A 17,471-nucleotide genomic window follows, 5' to 3' on the forward strand; every position below is an offset into this window, starting at 1 on the left:
GGCACCTAGGCTTCCAGCGGGCATCCGCACGATGCAGGATTGAGCAGGCAGATCGGCACGGGCGGGAACGGGATCAGCCAGTCGAAGAGGTCGCCGAGATCGCCGAGACCGCCGTCGCCGTCACCCCTGCCGCCGGACTTCTTCCTGTCCGGACCAGGCTCGCCGAGCTCCTTCCATTCCCTGTAGAGATCTTCCGCCTCCTCCTTGCTGAGATCCGCGTCGCCACCGCGTTTGACCTGCCTGTGGTACCAGTTCCAGAACTTCTTCGGTAGCCCGTACAGCTTGTCGAACTTCGAGCGACCGGTGGCGTCGGTCCAGTTGACCGGATCGTTGCTCGCGTAGGCATAGAGGTTGTTGTCCCTGCCGCCGAACCGGATCGGGTCCTTCCCGGTCCACCTCCCCGTCTCCGCATCGTAATCCCTGGACCCGAGGCGCACGAGCCCCGTGTCGCGGTCGTAGAGCCCACCGGCGAACCCGAACGGCGTGAAGCCCGGATTGGTGTCGAGGAGCACGCGGCCGAACTCGTCGAAATCCATCCGCTGCACCACGGCGCCCGTCGCGGTGCTCACGACCAGCCGCGGGCTGCCGAGGTGATCGGTCAGGATGCGGTAGGTCGAGCCTCCCTTGATCATGAGATCCGGCACGTTGCTGTCTCTGCCGTAGACGAAGCGCGCCACGACGTTGCCGCTGCCGTCGAGCTCCGCTGCCGGCTGGAGGTCGTTCCGGTAGAGGAAGCCCTGGACGGCGACGCCGTCCCTCTGCTTCCAGATGCGATGGCCCTCGCCGTCGACGAGGTAGGTGATCTCGGTGCCGTCCGGCAGCTCGGCGAACCGCAGGCTGCCGCCGGCATCGTACGTGAGGGTCGTCGTTGCTCCCGTCACCGTGTCGGTGACGCTGGTCCGATCGCCCGCGGGGCTCGTCCCGTACGTCTTGGTCCCGTACGTCAGGAGCCGGTCCTGGTCGTCGTAGGTGCCGCCCTCTGTCCCTGCTGGCGACGTGCGCGCGAGCCGGTTGCCGTTCACATCGTAGTCGTAGTGCGCGACGAGCACGCCGTCTCGAATCACGTCGGTCAGCCGGCCAACCTGGTCGTACTCGTAGTCGTACGAGTGGGTCTCCCCGAGGATCGTCTCCGTCCGCAGATCGATGCGCCCGAGAGCGTCCGGCGTATAGCTCACCTCGTAGATGGCTGAGCCGCCCGCCTGCGCCACGTACGCCTGGACGGCGCCGTAGGCGTCCGGCGTCACGGTGTCGATGATGACGCCTGCGGTGCTCCCGGTGTACAGGCCGTTCTGCGGGTGCCGGCGCACCGTGAGGCCGCCGGCCTGGCTGAGGAAGCCATCGTTGTCGTAAACAAAGCTCACGGCGGCGCCGCCGTTGACCGTCTCGCTGTTGACGCGGAGCTCATGGTTGTAAGTCCAGTGCACCGTGCCGGAGCCGCTCCCGAAGGCAGGGCCGGTCCACGTCCGGGTGGTCAGGAGCGCGCCATCGTAGCTGAGGCCCAGCGTGAGGCCGGACGGCCCCGTGATGGTCTCCAGATTGCCGGTCGTCGGATGGTAGCCATAACCGATCGTCCCCAGGCCGAGGGGCATCGTCACCTGGCTGCGCCGTCCCGTGACAGGATCCCGCGTGTAGATGGCGGAGGCTTCGCCCGCCCGGGTCGAGCCCGTCATCTGACCATCCAGGTCGTACGACCAGGATGTCGCCCCGGAAGCACTTCCGGCGGCGGGGGGCAGGTACTCTTCCAGCAGAGCGGCAGGGGTATAGTTGAACGTGTGCGCCGGCCTGCCCGGGGGCGTGATCGTGTGGACACGGCCGTCCGCGTGGTAGCTCACCCCGACGATCTCATCGTCGGCCCTTGTCGTCTGTGTCGCCCGTCCCGCAGGATCGCGGATGAACGATTCGGTGTGGAGCAGCGGATCCGTCACGCTCGCCAGCCAGCCGTCGTCGTCGTGCGTCAACGTCCAAGTCCTGGTCCCCTGGGACCAAGTGTGGGGCCGCCCATCGGGATGATACGTCAGGTTGACCGGCAAGATCCCGGGCAGCTCGATGCGGCTGACCCGTCCCTGGGCGTTCAAGGTCGTCGTCTCGCGTCGCCCCAACGGCGACGTGGACACGATCGTGTTCGTGGTCTTGTTGAAGGCCCGCGTGAACTGACGCCCGTTGATCGTGGTCGTGTCGGTGAGCATGGACACACTCAGCGCATCGCTCGGGTCCGACAGCGTAACCGAGCGCTCCCTGGTGACCTGCCTCATCCTCCCGAGAGGCGTGGTGAGCGTCTGCCGGTTCTGGTAGGGCGCCTGCATACCGAAGCGCGGGTCTCCCACCACCTCGACGGAGACCACGGTGCCGTCCGGTACCGTGACCGTCCTGGCTCCGCTCGTGCTGATCTGCTCCACGGTGGAGAGCCCGTCCGATCCGGTGCGGATGCGTTGCTTGGTTCCGTCCGGCAGCGTCGCAACCTCATACCGACGCGTCAACCCCATCGCCGTCGTGATCGTCACACGGTGGCCGTTGGGGGTCTCGGTCCGGGTGAGTTGCTTGTAGCCGCCCGCTGGATCCTCGTCCTTGATGAGGCGTCCTTGTGCGTTGAACTCGAACTCGTGCAGCCGGCCGAGTGGGTCCTCGAGGGACTGGAGCAGACCGCTGTTCGGGTAATACAAGAGCGTCGTCGTCTCGTTCGCCGGATTCGTGACCTTCCAGAGGTAGTCCTCGGCGTCGAGGGTGAGCGAGGTGCTCTGCTCAGTCGGCGCGAGGATGGCCGTCGGGTAGCCGTATCCGTCGCGCTGGATCGTCGTGACCTGCTGGTCGACATCGGTGATCGTGCTCAACCGCCCCGCGGCGTCATAGCCGAATTCATAGCGTACGGTGCCGAGGAGCGCGTCACGGGTAGCGAGATGCCTTCCCTGCTGGTCGAAAACGTACACCTCGGTCCCATCGTCGCTCGCGATGGCGAAGTAGGCCGCCTTGATGCCCGGAAGCGCCATGTCGATGCGGCCGATGAAGTCATTAGCGCCGCCGCTGTCGGCGAACACCAGGCTGCCATCCGGTGCAACGGCCAAGCCTATTGGAGTCCGGAGCCAGGCCGCGGTCGATGGCCCATCGAGACCGCAAGGCGAGGCGAAGCATCCTGCAGGAAGAGGAGCTCGGTTGCCAACGACGGTGGTGAGGATCCCGGCAGGCGTGATCTGGCGGATGAGCTTGGGCGGGGCTGACGAGCTAACGGACGGGGCGAAATACACACTGCCGTCCGGTCCAACCGCCAAGGCGCCGGGATCACCGATCGGGGCGGAGATCGCGTTCACGCCGTCGTTCGATATGTTCGTCCCGCCGTTGCCCGCGATCGTGCTGATGATTCCGCTGCGATCGATCCGCCGGATCCGCCTGCCCGGCACCGATGCTCCAGATCCATCCGAGATGTAGATGGACCCATCCGGCCCGAGGGCGATGCTTTGGATCCCAGCGAATCTAGCCTGGAGGGCGGGCCCACCGTCGCCGTTATTGCTGACAGGCGAGCTGTCCCATGTACCTGCGACCGTCGTGATGATCCCGTCAGGTGCCACCTTGCGGATTTTCGTATAGAAAGCCACGTACAGGCTGCCGTCGTTGGATACGGCCATGCCAGAGATGCCGACGGCGCTATCGAGCGGACCGGAGGTGGCGAGCGCGCCGTCGGGCACCAGCGTGCTCGTGCTACCCGTGGCACCATTGCCCGCAACGGTGGTGATCATTCCGTCGGGACTGATCTTCCGGATGCGGAGGTTGCCCCAGTCCATCAGGTAGATGCTGCCGTCGGGCCCGATCGCGAGCTCTTCAGGGAAGAACAAGCGCGCCTGTGTGGCGGGCTGGTTATCGCCGTTGTATCCGAATTGGCCGTTGACGCCTGCGATCGTGAACACGAGCCCGTCAGGCGTGATCTTCCGGATGCGGCTGGGACTCGTCTCGGAATAATAGATGCTTCCGTCCGGCCCGACCACAAGTCCTGGAGGGGAGCTAATAGGCACCGATTCGGCGCGGACTCCCTCTGCGCTGGAGCTGCTTGCTGGAGGAACCGGAGCGCCGGCGACGCGCCGGAGCATGGTGGCCATGTTCCGGCCGGTTCGGCGCGAGCCGTCGCCGAGGTAGACCGTGGACGTGTTCGGATCGAAGACGTGGTGAGAGCTCAGACTGAAGCCACCGAGCGCAGGCGTGCCGTTGAGCCAGGCTCCGAGCGTGCTCTCCCAGCGTCGGCCCAGGGAGACCTCCTCCCGCGCGAGGCTCCCCGTGATCATCACGTTGGAAGGAACCGCGAAGGACCGGGGACGGCTGCCGCCGCCCGAGCCACCGCCGCCTGATCCGGTCGAGTTGGTGCCCTGCGAGACGGGCACATAGTAGAAGGCAGGGTAAACGTACTTGATGTCCACCGTGACCGGTTGCGCTCCGGGGACCTCGCGCCCGAGCGCATCTTTGCCGTCCCACGCGAACGTGTACTCCTGGTCCGGCGAGCAGGGACAATCGACGCTCAGATCGAACGTCCTCCCCGCCACGGTGACCTTCAGTTCGATGCGCTCGAGGCTGGGAGGCACGGACGATGTCGTCAGCGGGATCGCGAGGCGATAGAGCTGCTGGTTGAGTCCCGCGCTCCGATCGCTCTTGTAATGAAGGCTGAACGGCGTCCCGGTGATGGGCAACCGCTCTCCGAGCGTCTGCGTCTCGCATTCGATGATGGAGCCACACTCGACGCTCGGGTCGTCCGGCTCCGAGCCGCCGGAGCCGCCGCTGCCGCCGGAGCCGCCGCTGCCGCCGGAGCCGCCGCTGCCGCCGGAGCCGCCGCTGCCGCCGGAGCCGCCGCTGCCGCCGGAGCCGCCGCTGCCGGAGCCGCTGCCGCTGCCGGAGCCGCTGCCGGAGCCGCTGCCGCTGCCGGAGCCGCTGCCGCTGCCGCTGCCGCTGCCGGAGCCGCCGCCAGGGCCGATCGGGGGCGGTCCGGCGCCAGGGCCGGGGCCGAACGGCCAGTTGCAGTCCCACGGGGTGAAGTGCGTCACAAGAGACCGCCAGAGACTCGTCCCCGCAGCGTAGTGCGCGCCGAGCTGTCCGAGCTCCTCAGCGCTGATCCCGAGCGCGTCGAGCTCGCTCGTGTCGTCAGCCACGCCGTCACCGTCGATGTCTACCGACGCTACCCCGCCGCTCACGGCGAGGATCTCGATGACGCGCCCGTCGTCCGCCGGCACCCACGCCCCTTTCTCGGCGTCGTAATAGCCGAGCGGCACGTTCATCCCGACCGGGAAATCGAGGAAGTTCTCGACATAGAACGGAATGGGCTGGTTGAACTCGACCTTCGTCGCCCCCGCGGCGACCGCCTCGTCCAGCCCGAGCTCCACCGCGTAGGTGTACCCGGTGGTCGGCGGCAGCGTTCCCGGCATCGCCTCGGGGCCGTTTGGACCGACCGTGTATTCGGTCGCGCGCACGTGCACCTCCGCCGGCAGCGCCACGGTCGTCGTCGCTCCTGGCGGGCCGTTCGGATCCGGCACGGTCATCGTCCCCGTCGTGCCCGAAGGGAAGAGCAACGTCGCCTGGCGCGTGCCGCTGTCATCTGTCTGGACGCTCCCGCGCGCGACCTGCGCCACGGCGGTGCTGCCGAGCGCGACGGGCGTCACCACCGGATCGCTCTCGATCAGCACCACATCGGGCGCCGTGGACCAGCGCTGCCACTGGGTGCCCACCTGCCGCTGCACCGGCAGATAGCCGGCCTTCTCGTATTTCATCGTGAGCGGCTGGCCTCCCCGCACGACCAGCTCGAACGCTCCGTCCGCGCGCGTCAGGACCTGCCCGTAGCTCTCCGCGTCGCCGGCGTCGTGGTGCAGCACGCTCACCTTCACGCCCGAGATCGGAGCGCCCGCCCGTGTCGCGACCTTGCCCTTGACGACCGCGACCGAGGCAGGGGCGAACGTCGCGGTCACGCCCGTCTGCGGCGCGTTCGGCCCCTGATAGATGCAGCCCACGGCGTCGATGACCCGCGTGGCCACGGTCGGGTCCAGCGCCGGACAGGCCACGTGCGTCACCGTGCCGGTCGCCGGGTCGCAGGTGTCGATCGTGCTCGGCTCGCCGTCATCGGTCGAGACGGGCGTATGCAGAATACCCAGCACCGGATCGCAGGTATCGGTCGTGCACGCGTCGCCATCGTCGAGCGTGCCGGTGCAGCTCGACGACTCCGTGTAACAGACCTCCAGGCTCGGTCGCTCGGCAATCTGCGGCTCCTCGCTGCTGCGGAACTCGGTCGTGAGGACCGGCGCTTCCTCCAGCAGGATGCCGTGGTTCGGGACAGACTCCGCGAGCCATGCCGCGGTGAGCGAGGTCAAGTCCGCCGATCGCATCCCCGCGCCGGGGAGCGACTGGAAGGACGACGCGATGGCCGGGTCGAAGACGCTGCCGTTCCCCAGGCTCGACCAGGTGGCCGTCGACTCGGACCACGCCGCGGTGACCCGGTGAATGTTGATGGTGCTGGTGCTGACGTCATCCCGGTAGATCTGGCGCATGCGCAGGGTCGCAGAGACGACCGTTGCTCCAGCGGGCACCGGCGAGAGATCGAACTTGAGGACGGCGTGCCGCAGGCCGAACGCGCCCAGGGTGCCCGTCCGGAGGGACACCGTGTTGTCATTCCAGGTCGGTAAATTCTCCCAGATCGTCACGTCCTCGACCGCGCCGGCTGTCCCGCGCTGGATGGTGACGCAGGTCGGGTCGGCCTCCAGGGCGAGCTTCGCCTGGCCGTTCAGCTCCTCGTCCGGAGCGTTCGAGCTGCAGGAGGCGCCGGTCGCGATAGCGCTGAAGAGGACGCCTCCCATCAGCAGGTAGTATTTCCGCCAAGGCGCGCGTGAGAGCCTGGAGAGTCCAAGCTCGCGAAGGAATGATGGATCCTGATGTCTCACCCAAGAACTCCTTATGAAAGAGAGCGCGGCAGAGCGTCGCGGAGGAAAATGGACGCATTCCACCGCAACGCCCCAACGAGGCGTCGTCCCCCCTGTGCCTCGTCACTGAGTTTTTCGCGGACGCCCGTAGCAGGCCGACCGTGTTAGGAAGGGCACCTTACATAACGCTCGGGGTGTTCTGCATTCAACAAAAAAGTGAGCTCCGCGATTCGTCATGCGAAGCGAATCCAGTTGTCTCGATGCCGTATCCACGGGCGGCTGGACCTGCTGGCGCTGCGCTACGCGGCGCGTGTGGACCGCCTCGACGGAATCGTGCTCACGAGGCTCGACGTGCTTGTGGGCATGTCGGAGATCAATCCTCGATCTGTTTGATCGAGCCACGGATCTCCCCCAGGGCCGGGCTCCGGGCATCGGGGTTCCTCGCCAGAACCCTGGCGACGGCGCGCTCCAGGCAGGCGATCGCTCTCGCGTTTCTCTCGACCTCTCATGAGACAGCGGCCGAACAAAGATGCGAACCTGAGGCTGACACCTCAAGACCAGAATATCGTCGATACGACGTGCGCGAATGGCGGCGACTCGATGGCTCCGCTGAACTCCAAGCCGCCCAAGTAAAGACCCCAGGGGGTCACGTCGTGCGCTCTGGCGGCGGCGGACGATAGGCGCGTCGCCTGCGCCAAGTTCTTCTGCTGCGAGCAATACCAGGCCTGTGCGCGCTCCGTGCTCGCCTCCCGTCCGTGAGGTCGAGTCAATCTCAGAGATCGAGATCGACGGCGAAGCCTCGAGTCGGCAGGTCCTGGCGGAGGAGCCGGGCCGCGCGCTCAAGCTCCTGTCGGCGGCAGGCAAGAACCAGCAGAGCCGCGCGCTCCTCCGGGAGCGCGGCTACACCGGCGAGGATCACAGGGAGGGAGGGACCTTCTCCACCGCGCCTCCAGGGTCGGCATCGGCGAGCCCGACGCGCGTCGAGGACGCCGAGGTCGGGAAGGCGATCGCCGAGCTGGACCCGTGGGACGAGCCGCGCTTGCGGCTCATCCGCGCGGCGCTCCAGCGGCGCCGACCGGCTCAGGAGAAATTCGTGTTCGGCGACCTCACCGCGCAGGTGGGCCCTGCCGCCGTCGTGTCCGTGAAGACGCCGCTCGACCGACGGGGCCCCGCGCCGCGCGACGAACACACTCCCCGGGGGCCGGGCAGCTCGGCACACGCTCCCGGCTTACCGGGCCCCGCCGCCGCCCGCGCTCGCCTCGGGACCCCTCCGCTTCAGCCCGAGAACCCCGCGAGCGCCTTCACGAGCTGATCGAGGTCCGCGCGGCTGTGCCGCTCGGTCACGGCCACGAGGAGCTCGTCGCTCCGCCGCCGGTCGATCCGCCCGAGATCGAGCCCCGGGATGATCCCCTGCTCGGCCAGCGCCCGCGTGAGCTTCCCGGCATCCCCGCCGCGGACCTTGACGACGAACTCGTGGAACGTCGGCGCCGCCATCGGCAGCGAGTACCCGTCGAGCCGCGCGATCTCCTTCTTCAGGTGCTCCGCCTTCGCCAGGCACTGCCTCGCCGCCTCGACGAACCCGCGCTTGCCCAGCATGCACATGCGCATCGTGACCGCCGTCGCGCACAGCCCGCTGTTCGTGCAGATGTTGCTCGTCGCGCGCTCGCGGCGGATGTGCTGCTCGCGCGTCGCCAAGGTCAGCACGTACCCGCGCGTCCCGTGCTTGTCGACCGTCTCGCCCACGAGCCTGCCGGGCACCTGCTGCAGGTACTTGCGGTCGTTCCTGCACGCGAACAGCCCGACGTTCGGCCCGCCGTACTGCGGCGGCAGCCCGAGCGGCTGCCCCTCCGCCACCGCGATGTCCGCGCCGAGCGCCCCGGGCGACTCGAGGAGCGCGAGCGCGTACGGATCCAGCGTGACCGTGATCAGCAGCGCGCCCTTCTGGTGGCACACCTCGGCCACCTTCCGGATGTCGCCGACGACCCCGAAGAAATTCGGGTAGCCGACCACCACGCACGCCGTCGTCTCGTCGATCGCCTGCGTCAGCGCGTCGACGTCCGCCGTCCCGTCGCGCCCGACGTCGGCGCGGACCAGCGACGCCTTGCCCGTCCCGATGCCGTGCACGTACGTCTCGACCGTGCCGACGTAGTCCGGGTGCACGCCCCCGGACAGCACCGTGCGCTCGCGCCCCGTGAGCCGGCGCGCCATCAGCACCGCCTCCGCGAGCGCGCTCGCGCCGTCGTACATCGACGCGTTGGCGACCGGCAGCCCCAGGATCTCGCTCACGATCGTCTGGAACTCGAAGATCACCTGGAGCGTGCCCTGGGAGACCTCGGGCTGGTACGGCGTGTAGGCGGTGTAGAACTCGCTGCGGAGCAGGAGCTGATCGGCCGCCGGCGGGAAGTGGTGCTCGTAGGCGCCGGCTCCCAGGAACGAGAGCATCCGCCCGGCGCGGTTCTTCTGCGCGAGCTCCTCGAGGTGCCGCATCAGCGAGGCCTCGTCGAGGGGCGGATCCATCGAGAGCGGGCGCGCGAGGCGCGCCTCCTTCGGGATCGCGCTGTAGAGCTCCTCGAGCGACGACAGGCCGACGGCCTGCAGCATCTCGCTGATTTCCTCGGGCGTGTGGGGCAGGTAACGCATGGTCTTGTGCAGCGGGAAGGGTGATGCGGAAGAGTGACGTCGAAGAGTGACGCGGAGGCGCGCGGCGCTCAGTGCGCCGCGGTCTTCAGGAGCTCAGCGTACGCGGCGGGCTCCAGGAGCGCGCCGAGCTCGCCCTGGTCCGAGACCGTGACCTCGATCATCCAGGCCTTGCCGTAGCAGTCCTCGTTCACGAGCTCCGGGCGGCTCTCGAGGTCCGCGTTCACGCGCGCGACCTTGCCGCTCACCGGCGCGAACAGGTCGCTCAGCGTCTTGACGCTCTCGATCGTGCCGAAGGCCTTGCCCGCGGTGATCGTGTCGCCAGGCTTCACGTCGAGGTTGACCAGCGTGATGTCGCCGAGCTGATCGACCGCGAAGGCCGTGATCCCGATCACGACCTGGTCGTTCTCCTGCTTGGCCCACTCGTGGTCCTTCGTGTACCGCCGGTCCGTTCGGACATCATCGCTCGCCATGTGACTTCTTCTCCCTTTGCCGACGTGGGTGTCGGTCGCGTTGTTCGGCCGCCGGCGCCGCCCGAGCGCGCGCCCGCCGAGCCTCTCTGCGGATCAGGCTCGCTTGTAGAATGGGGTCTTGACCACGACCGCCTCGACCGAGCGCCCGCGGCAGTCGACCTGGAACGTGGTCCCGACGGCGGCCATCGACACCGGCAGATAGCCGAGCCCGATGCTCTTGCCGACGGTCGGCCCCGGGCTGCCGCTCGTGCAGACGCCGACCTTCGCGCCGCCGGCGTCGAGCAGCGGGTAGCCGTGGCGCGCGATGCCGCGCCCCACCATCTCGAAGCCGATCAGCTTGCGCGACGGCCCCTCGTCCTTGACGCGCTGGAGCGCGGCGCGCCCGACGAAATCGCCCTTGTCGAGCTTCACCACCCAGCCGAGGCCCGCCTCGATCGGGTTCGTCGTCTCGTCGATGTCGTTGCCGTAGAGCGACAGGCGCGCCTCCAGGCGGAGCGTGTCGCGCGCGCCGAGGCCCGTCGCCTCGAGGCCGAGCGGGCTGCCGAGATCGACGAGCGCGCGCCAGAGCCGCTGCGCGTCGGACGGAGAGCAGAAGATCTCGATGCCGTCCTCGCCGGTGTAGCCCGTGCGCGCCACGGTGCAGCGGACGCCCGCGAGCGTCGCGTCGCGGAAGTGGAACGACGGCAGCTCGCGCAGCGCCGCGCCGTCACCGCCCGCGAGCGCGGCGATGTCGAGCGCCTTCGGCCCCTGGAGCGCCATCATCGCGGTGCGGTCCGAGGCGTCCTCGAAGCTGCAATGGCCCTGCGCCGCGCTGCGGAAGTGGGCAGAGATCTTGTCGCGGTTCGACGCGTTGCAGACGATGAGCCACTGGCGCGCGTCGATCCGGTACACGATGAGATCGTCGAGGATCGTGCCGGCGTCGTTGCACGCGCACGTGTAGAGCGCGTGGCCGTCCTCCAGCTTCTTGACGTCGTTCGTGACGAGGTAGTCGACGACCTGCCCGGCGTGCTCGCCGCTCAGGATCATCTCGCCCATGTGCGAGACGTCGAAGAGCCCGGCGGCGGTGCGCACGGCGCGGTGCTCCTCGGTCACCCCTTTGTACTGCACCGGCATTTCCCAGCCGGCGAACGGGACCATGCGGCCGCCGAGCTTGATGTGCTCGTCGTAGAGCGGGGTCCTGCGGAGCGGAGCGGTGGGGAGCGGCTTTGTCGACACGGGCGCGATCTACTTCGAAAGGTCGGGGATGTCGACTGGCGCGGCGCCGTCTCGAGACGCGCGATGTCGAGGCCGCCGCCCGTGTCCGCGCCGTCGGGGCCGCGCTCACTCGAGGCGGGTGGGATCGAGCACCTTACCGTCCGGCGTGAGTCCATTGCGCCGCCAGCGCTCCTCGACGGACAGACCCCGCTCCGGGGGCGGCCGCGTCTCGTCGCGAATGACGAGCTCCGAGACGTGTGCGCGAGAGACCACCTCGATCCGGATCATCCGCTGCGGCGCGCTCTTCACGGTCGCGCGCGAGAAGATCGTCTTCGCCGGCCCCGTCTCGACGCTGCCCGCGAGCACGCGCGTGCGCACGTAGTTCGCCACCCGCTCGGCCGGGATTTCCCCGACAGCGAAGACCGCGTCGGGGAAGCGCGCGCGCACCTTCATGCGCCGCGGGATGGGCAGGCCGAACGCCTGCTCGACGCCCTCGGCGAGCTCGCCCGGCAGCGCCTGGTCGACCGGCGGCCTCGGGGCCGAGGCCTCGCTCGGCGGCGGCGCCGGCGCCGGCGCGCCCGCGTCGCCGCGGCAGGCGAGCGCGGCGCACGCGCACGCGGCGAGCGCCGCGCCGCGCGCCGCCGCGCCGCGCGCCGCCGCGCCGCGCGCTGCCGCGCCGCGCCTCATTCGATGATCGTCGCCCACGAGTCGATCTTAACGATCCTGCGCGGCGCCTGCAGCGACCTCGTGCTCGTGCGCGTCTGGGCCCCCTGGGCGTCCGGCTGGCCCGCGGCGCCGGTGTGGAACACGAGCTGGTACTCGGGCGGGCTCGACTGACGAACGATGGTCTGCGAGCCGAAGTACGGATCGGAGAAGGTCTCCGTCTCGGTGCACGTCGGCTTCTGGGTCACGGCCACGCCGAAGACGACCGTGCCCGGCGCCTGATCCTCGTGGTGCTGCGGGGGCGACAGCGGATCGAGCACGAGGCAGGCGTTCGGGTACGCGGCCGGGGTCGCCGCCGCGCCGCGCAGGTAGTCGACGCCCCAGATCGAGCCGAACCCGTCCGCGCACGCGTAGGTCCCGGGCGCGGCGGGCGTGAACGTCGCGAAGTACGCGCAGCCGTCGAAGAGGGAGATCGGCCCGGTCACGCGCTTGCCGTCCGTGAAGGGGACGACCCAGTTCTCGGTGAAGCGGACGCCGTTCGTGACCGGCCGCTCGGTGATCGACCAGGCCCGCGTCTCGACGGTGCCCGCCGTGAACGCCTCCTGGTCGCCGGTGGAGAACAGGACGACCGTGTTGCCGAGCGGATCGGTGCTCACGACCGGCGTCGTCTGGATCGGCTGGCTGCTCGCCGCGGAGTCGCCCTCGAGCGAGTACGCGTCCCAGGCGAGGTTCACCGTCCACTCGGACGGGTTGGGGCTCGCCAGGCGGACGTGCCAGAGCGTCCCATCGGCGTCGCCGACGTAGATGCGCTCGGCGACCTCGCCGACCCCCGACGGGAACGGCACGGGCACGCCGGTGATCGGCGAGTCGAAGTCGACCTCCGTGGTGCGCGACGCGAGCCCGGCCGGCCCCTCGGCGGCGAGGCCGCGGAACGTGCGGATCACCTCGCCGGTGTCGAGCCGGACGATCGTCAGCGAGCGCGCGGGGCCGACCCGGCCGTTCGCGCTCGCGGTGCCCCAGCACCGGACCGAGCTGCGGACCGACAGGTTGCCGTCCGGATCGAAGTACGGGTGCGTCGTGCTCTTCCGGGGGCACACGCTCCCGTTCGGGTCGATCGTCGCCGAGCCGCCGGGCAGGATGGCGACCGCGATCTCGCGGAAGTGGCCGCCGCTCTCGATCGTCACGGTCGCGATCGCCGGCGTCGGCGTCGCCTCGCCGAACAGGTCGTTGCCGCTGTCGTCCGTGGAGAGCTGCCAGAGGAACCGCGGCTCCCGCGGGTCGGTGACGTCGAGCGCGTAGTAGAAGCCGCCGCCTGCGCCGCCGCCGGCGACGAGCACCGTGTTCCAGGTCGAGCTGCCGGCGGCCGCCTGCGCGCCCGTGCGCTCGAAGACGACGTTCTTCACGACGGGCGCGCCGTCGAGCAGGATGGATTGCTGGTTGAACGTCTGGAGGAGCCGCGGGAGCACGTGCGGCGGCAGGAACGACCAGAGCTCGTTGTTCTGGACGCGATCGACCTTGAGCGGGTCGGCCGCGGTCGCCGCCGTCACCTGGAGGGCGTGGAGCTGCCCGTCGGTCGTGGCGGTGTAGAGCATGAGCGGCCGGTTCGCCTGCTCCGGGTCCTCCGCGAAGAGCCGGTAGGACTCGTCCGGGATGGTGTCGCGCGGCGGCCCCACGACGACCGGGGTGGAGTGGTAGATGCTGCCGAACTCGTTGCCGTCGCGCGACGGGACGCCCGCGGGCATCGGCTCGCCGATCTCCCACGCGACGAGGCGCTCGGCGCACTGCGCGGCGGTGTTCGCCCGCAGCCCGCCCGAGCACTGCGGGGGGACGGTGCCCGCGTCGGGATTGAGGTCGAGCGCGCGCGGCGACTGCGCGAGCTCGTTCGCGAACAGGGACGCCGTCGCCGGCGCGCCGCCGCCGGTCACCGCGCCCGTGGTGCTGCCGAGGCCGTCCGCGTTCGCGGCCGCGGGGCGGATGCTCTGCTGCGACGGGATGTTCTGCGCGGCGTCGGCCTGGGCGATCGCGGTGAAGAACCGCCGCGGCCGCGAGAGGTCGTTCGAGTTGACGTTGGCCGCGAAGTCGTCGCCCCGGCCGGGGTCGACGTCCTCGAGCTGCGTCGTCATCACGCCGTTCACCGACTCGCAGACGAAGCGCTTGCGCTCGAGGTTGCCGCTCCACATCGAGCCGTCCGGCGGCGGGCTGAACGACGAGCCGAACTGGTAGGCGACGCCAGCGGCCTCGCTGCCGGTGTCCACGGTCGTGGCCGCGTTGGCGAAGACGGGGAGGGTGCGGCTCGTCGAGTTCGCGGCGATGCGCGCGAAGATCTGCGACATCACCGCGGAGAGCTCGTTGGCGTCGTCCGGGAAGTAGCCGCGGTCGGTCCCGCCCTCGATCGCGATGCGCGACAGCGTGCAGCACGCCTTGAGCGCGTTCGCGGCGTTGTCGCAGCGCCCGCCCGGCAGGAAATCGGTGCTGGAGATCGTCGCGCAGTTGAAGGTCGGATCGTTGAGCTCCTGCCGCGCCTGCGTGGTGAGGCCGAACCCGACGGTATAGGTCTGCACGCGGCGGTTCGGGTTCACGTGGGTGTTCAGCGCGTGGGCGATGACGTGCGGCTCCTCGTACGGGCAGCCCGTCCCTTCCGGGCCGGGGCCGGGGCCCTGCGCGCAGGTCGGGCGCAGATCGAGGTTCGGCTCGCCGTCGGAGATGAGCACGATCGATGTCTTGCGGCAGCCGCCGGCGATGTACGGATCGTCGCGCGGCCCGAGCGGCCGGCCTCCCCAGTCCGAGCCGTCGTTGAGGATGTAGTCGCGCGCGTCGGTCAGCATCCCGGCGAGCGGCGTCGCGCCGTAGGGGCGCGTCGCGATCAGCGCGTCCTGGATGCGCTGGTTCACCGCGCGCACCTCGGTGATGTCCGCCGTGAAGGACGGGAAGGGGACGAGCGGCCCTTCCCAGAGCGGCGCGGCCGGGTTCCTGGCGCCCACCTCCACGTCCTCGACGGCGCAGTCGGGCGGGTTGCCCCGCGCCGGGTACCCTGCGCCGCTCTGGAACTCGAGGAAGTAGCTCCACATCCCCGCCATGCCGCCCACCGGATCGGGCATGCCGCCGCTCAGCCCGGTGCGCGCGTCGGGGAGCGTGTCGAACGTCATGAGCGAGAACCGGATGCGATCGCCGTAGACGTCGAGCAGGCCGGACGCGGCCTGATCCCAGCCCAGCCCAGCCGGGCAGGGCTGGGTCGCGTCGTCGAACGGGTGCTCTCGCAGCGAGTTGTAGTCCGCCCCGGGGCCCTTCGTGCAGCCGCGGGAGAGCAGGCGGTGGAACGGGATGTAGTAGTTCCGGTCGTAGGGCGGCTCGGTCCCGAGGCTGAACTCGTCGACGAACTCCGAGCTCGTTCGGGGCTGCGCGTAGCACGAGAAGTCCGTGATCGGGCCGGTGAGCGACTCGACGAGCTTCGCCCAGCGGCTCTTCAGGGCCTCGCTGGCCGGGGCGTGGAGCGGGTTGCAGTCCGGCTCGCCGCCCGCCACCGTCCTCTCCATCGAGCCCGACGTGTCGACGAGCAGGAGGACGTTGGGGAGCGGCGGCTCGACGTCCATGGCCTGCCCGCGCGCGCGCGGGGCGAGGAGGCCGACCGTCGCCGCGGAGCCCATCGTGACAAGCACCTTCGTCAGGTTTCGCATCGTGCGCTCCGGTTCGTCGCTTCTACCTGCAGAGGACATGGGCCACGAGGGACAGGGATTCCTGGCTGCCCGCCGTGGCGACGACTTCGTCTTCACCGACCGGGTTGCCCGGATCGGGCCAGGCGATGAGCCGCCCGTTCATCGCGACCGTGCAATAGTCGATATCCACCTGGCTCTGGTCCGTCCTGGAGGCGCCTTCGTGGTTCCCGAGCGCCGGCTGGATCCTGTCGCTGACCTCCACCTCGAAGGTCCACCGGACGTCCTTGCGGCCGAGGCTCCCCGGCACGCCGGGCGCGTCGAGATCCAGCAGATCTTCCGCCGCGCTCTGCTGGAGCTCGCGCGAGTTGATCGTCCAGCAGTTGGCGGGGGTGCCCAGGCAGTTCTCCCCCAAGGCGAGCCCGCCGTTCAGGCCGCCCCGCTGCTCCACCTCGGCGAGCGCGAGCTGCATCGCGTACTCCGCGAGGTAGTGCGTCTGCGTCATGCGACGTCCATGGCCGCTGGCGATCGTCGACAGCGTGGCGGCGTGGGCCGCGAACAGGCCGATGGCGGTGAGCATCGTGATGACCAGCACGACGATGAATACGGCGGCGCCCCGCTCGCGGGAGCGCCGGCGGGACCGGGCGATGCTTGCGTTCTTCATCTCGGTTCTGCCAGGTTCGGGAGCGAGACGTCGGCGTAGAGCGTGCGCATCCGGGCGAACACCGGGGGCGCGCCAGCCGGCACGATGTCCGCCGGCGTGTTGACGCCGGTGACGATGCCGGGGATGAGGAACCTGAGCCTTCGGCCGTCGGGCCCCACGGGGAAGCCGACGTCGCGGTCCGGCGCCCGGGTGCGGGTCGAGAGCCGGATCTGGACCGATCTCACGTCCTCCGGTCTGGCTTCGGGCAGATCGTTCGGGGCGGCGATCTTGTACACCTCCGCGTTGTCGGTCGCGGCGATCGGATACCGCGTGATCTGCGGGCTCGTCCTCTGCTGGGCCTTCTCCTCCTGCAGGGCGGAGATCCCGAACTTGAGGTCGACGGCGTACTCCGCGATGAGCTCGAGCGTGCCGGGCCTCTCCTGGTCCTCGTCGTCGAGCTCGACCCGCACGAGCTCGGTGCGCCCGTTGTCGCCGGTGAGCGCCGGCGTGATGGGCTCCACGAGCGAGCGGTAGGACGTGGACTTTCCGACGAGGCTCCGGATGTCGTAGCGGACGCGGGAGATGACGCTCACCCACGCGTGCGCGCCGCTGAGGGGCAGGCCGCAATCGGGCTCGACCGCCCGCGTCGTCACCCCCGGAGGGGACTTGAGGAAAACGATGTTCCCGGGCGCCATGCTGTCGATGACGGCGTAGATGTGCCGCTGGTTCGGGCGGCTGATCCGCAGGAAGCGACCGGGCTGGAAGAGCTCGCCGAGGCCCTCTCCGCCGCCCAGCGCGCGCTCGTTCGTGCGCCGCAGGGCGGCGCTGTCGAGGAGCTGGACGTACCAGGTGCCGGCGTCGTTGACGACGCGCGACTCGAACACCTCGGTCGTGTTCAAGCTGCCGCCGATGACGATCGAGTCCGGCCACATGCCGTTGACGATGCTCTGGCCGAGCTCCGAGGGGTGAAGGAACACCGACCCCTGACGCTGGATCGCGACGCCCGCGAGGAGCCGGAGGCCGGTCGGCGCGACCGGAGGGGCGCCGCAGCGTTGGGGGTCGTCCGGCACCTGGATGTTGCCGGTCGAGAGGTAGGCGGCGCGCTGCAGATCCGTGGCGAGCCGGTTCAGCCCGATCGTCGCGGCGAGGTGCGAGGCGGAGGCCCGCGCCTCGTTCTGGAAGAAGCGGGTCGCGTTCTTCGAGAGCAGGAAGGCCGCCATCGACACGACGAGGCCGGCGGCCATGGCGATGAGCAGCTCCACGAGCGTGAAGCCTCGCTGTCCAGAGGCGCGCGCGCGCGCAGGGGGGGAGATGCGTCGGTCTCGCATCGCGG

At 69.7% G+C, this 17,471-nt stretch carries 8 protein-coding genes and 1 pseudogene; 1 reads left to right on the plus strand and 8 read right to left on the minus strand.

The window, feature by feature from the left end; translation table 11 throughout:
* Positions 1-5: 5 nt before the first annotated feature.
* Positions 6-6,899 carry a DNRLRE domain-containing protein gene (locus tag WMF24_RS10315; protein ID WP_437736210.1) on the minus strand — a complete coding sequence of 2,298 codons (6,894 nt, stop codon included), beginning with the start codon at positions 6,897-6,899 and terminating at the stop codon, positions 6-8.
* Between the two features lie 237 nt (positions 6,900-7,136).
* Between WMF24_RS10315 and WMF24_RS10320 the strand changes: the two are divergent.
* Positions 7,137-7,253, plus strand: a pseudogene (locus WMF24_RS10320) (adenylosuccinate synthetase); the annotation flags it as partial.
* 900 nt (positions 7,254-8,153) lie between these two features.
* Here WMF24_RS10320 and gcvPA read toward each other — a convergent pair.
* From gcvPA to WMF24_RS10355, 7 genes are all read right to left on the minus strand, one after another.
* Positions 8,154-9,518 (minus strand): aminomethyl-transferring glycine dehydrogenase subunit GcvPA, encoded by a 1,365-nt coding sequence (gene gcvPA, locus WMF24_RS10325; RefSeq protein WP_437736211.1) that lies wholly within the window; start codon positions 9,516-9,518, stop codon positions 8,154-8,156.
* A gap of 68 nt (positions 9,519-9,586) precedes the next feature.
* Complete coding sequence (gene gcvH / locus WMF24_RS10330) at positions 9,587-9,988, minus strand: glycine cleavage system protein GcvH (protein WP_437736212.1); 402 nt, start codon at positions 9,986-9,988, stop codon at positions 9,587-9,589.
* Between the two features lie 93 nt (positions 9,989-10,081).
* Positions 10,082-11,203, minus strand: coding sequence for a glycine cleavage system aminomethyltransferase GcvT (gene gcvT, locus WMF24_RS10335; protein WP_437736213.1), 1,122 nt, complete (start codon positions 11,201-11,203; stop codon positions 10,082-10,084).
* Between the two features lie 105 nt (positions 11,204-11,308).
* Positions 11,309-11,869: a hypothetical protein gene (locus WMF24_RS10340; protein WP_437736214.1), complete on the minus strand. Its 561-nt coding sequence runs from the start codon at positions 11,867-11,869 to the stop codon at positions 11,309-11,311.
* A complete protein-coding gene (locus tag WMF24_RS10345; RefSeq protein ID WP_437736215.1) occupies positions 11,866-15,519 on the minus strand; it encodes a hypothetical protein in 3,654 nt (1,217 codons plus the stop codon). Before WMF24_RS10345 ends, WMF24_RS10340 begins: the two co-directional genes overlap by 4 nt.
* 22 nt (positions 15,520-15,541) lie before the next feature.
* Positions 15,542-16,159: a hypothetical protein gene (locus tag WMF24_RS10350; protein ID WP_437736216.1), complete on the minus strand. Its 618-nt coding sequence runs from the start codon at positions 16,157-16,159 to the stop codon at positions 15,542-15,544.
* Positions 16,156-17,466 (minus strand): PilW family protein, encoded by a 1,311-nt coding sequence (locus WMF24_RS10355; RefSeq protein ID WP_437736217.1) that lies wholly within the window; start codon positions 17,464-17,466, stop codon positions 16,156-16,158. Before WMF24_RS10355 ends, WMF24_RS10350 begins: the two co-directional genes overlap by 4 nt.
* Between the last annotated feature and the right edge of the window lie 5 nt (positions 17,467-17,471).

Origin of the sequence: Sorangium sp. So ce1335 (assembly GCF_051521615.1) — a bacterium.
In the GTDB taxonomy this organism is placed as follows: Bacteria; Myxococcota_A; Polyangia; order Polyangiales; family Polyangiaceae; genus Sorangium.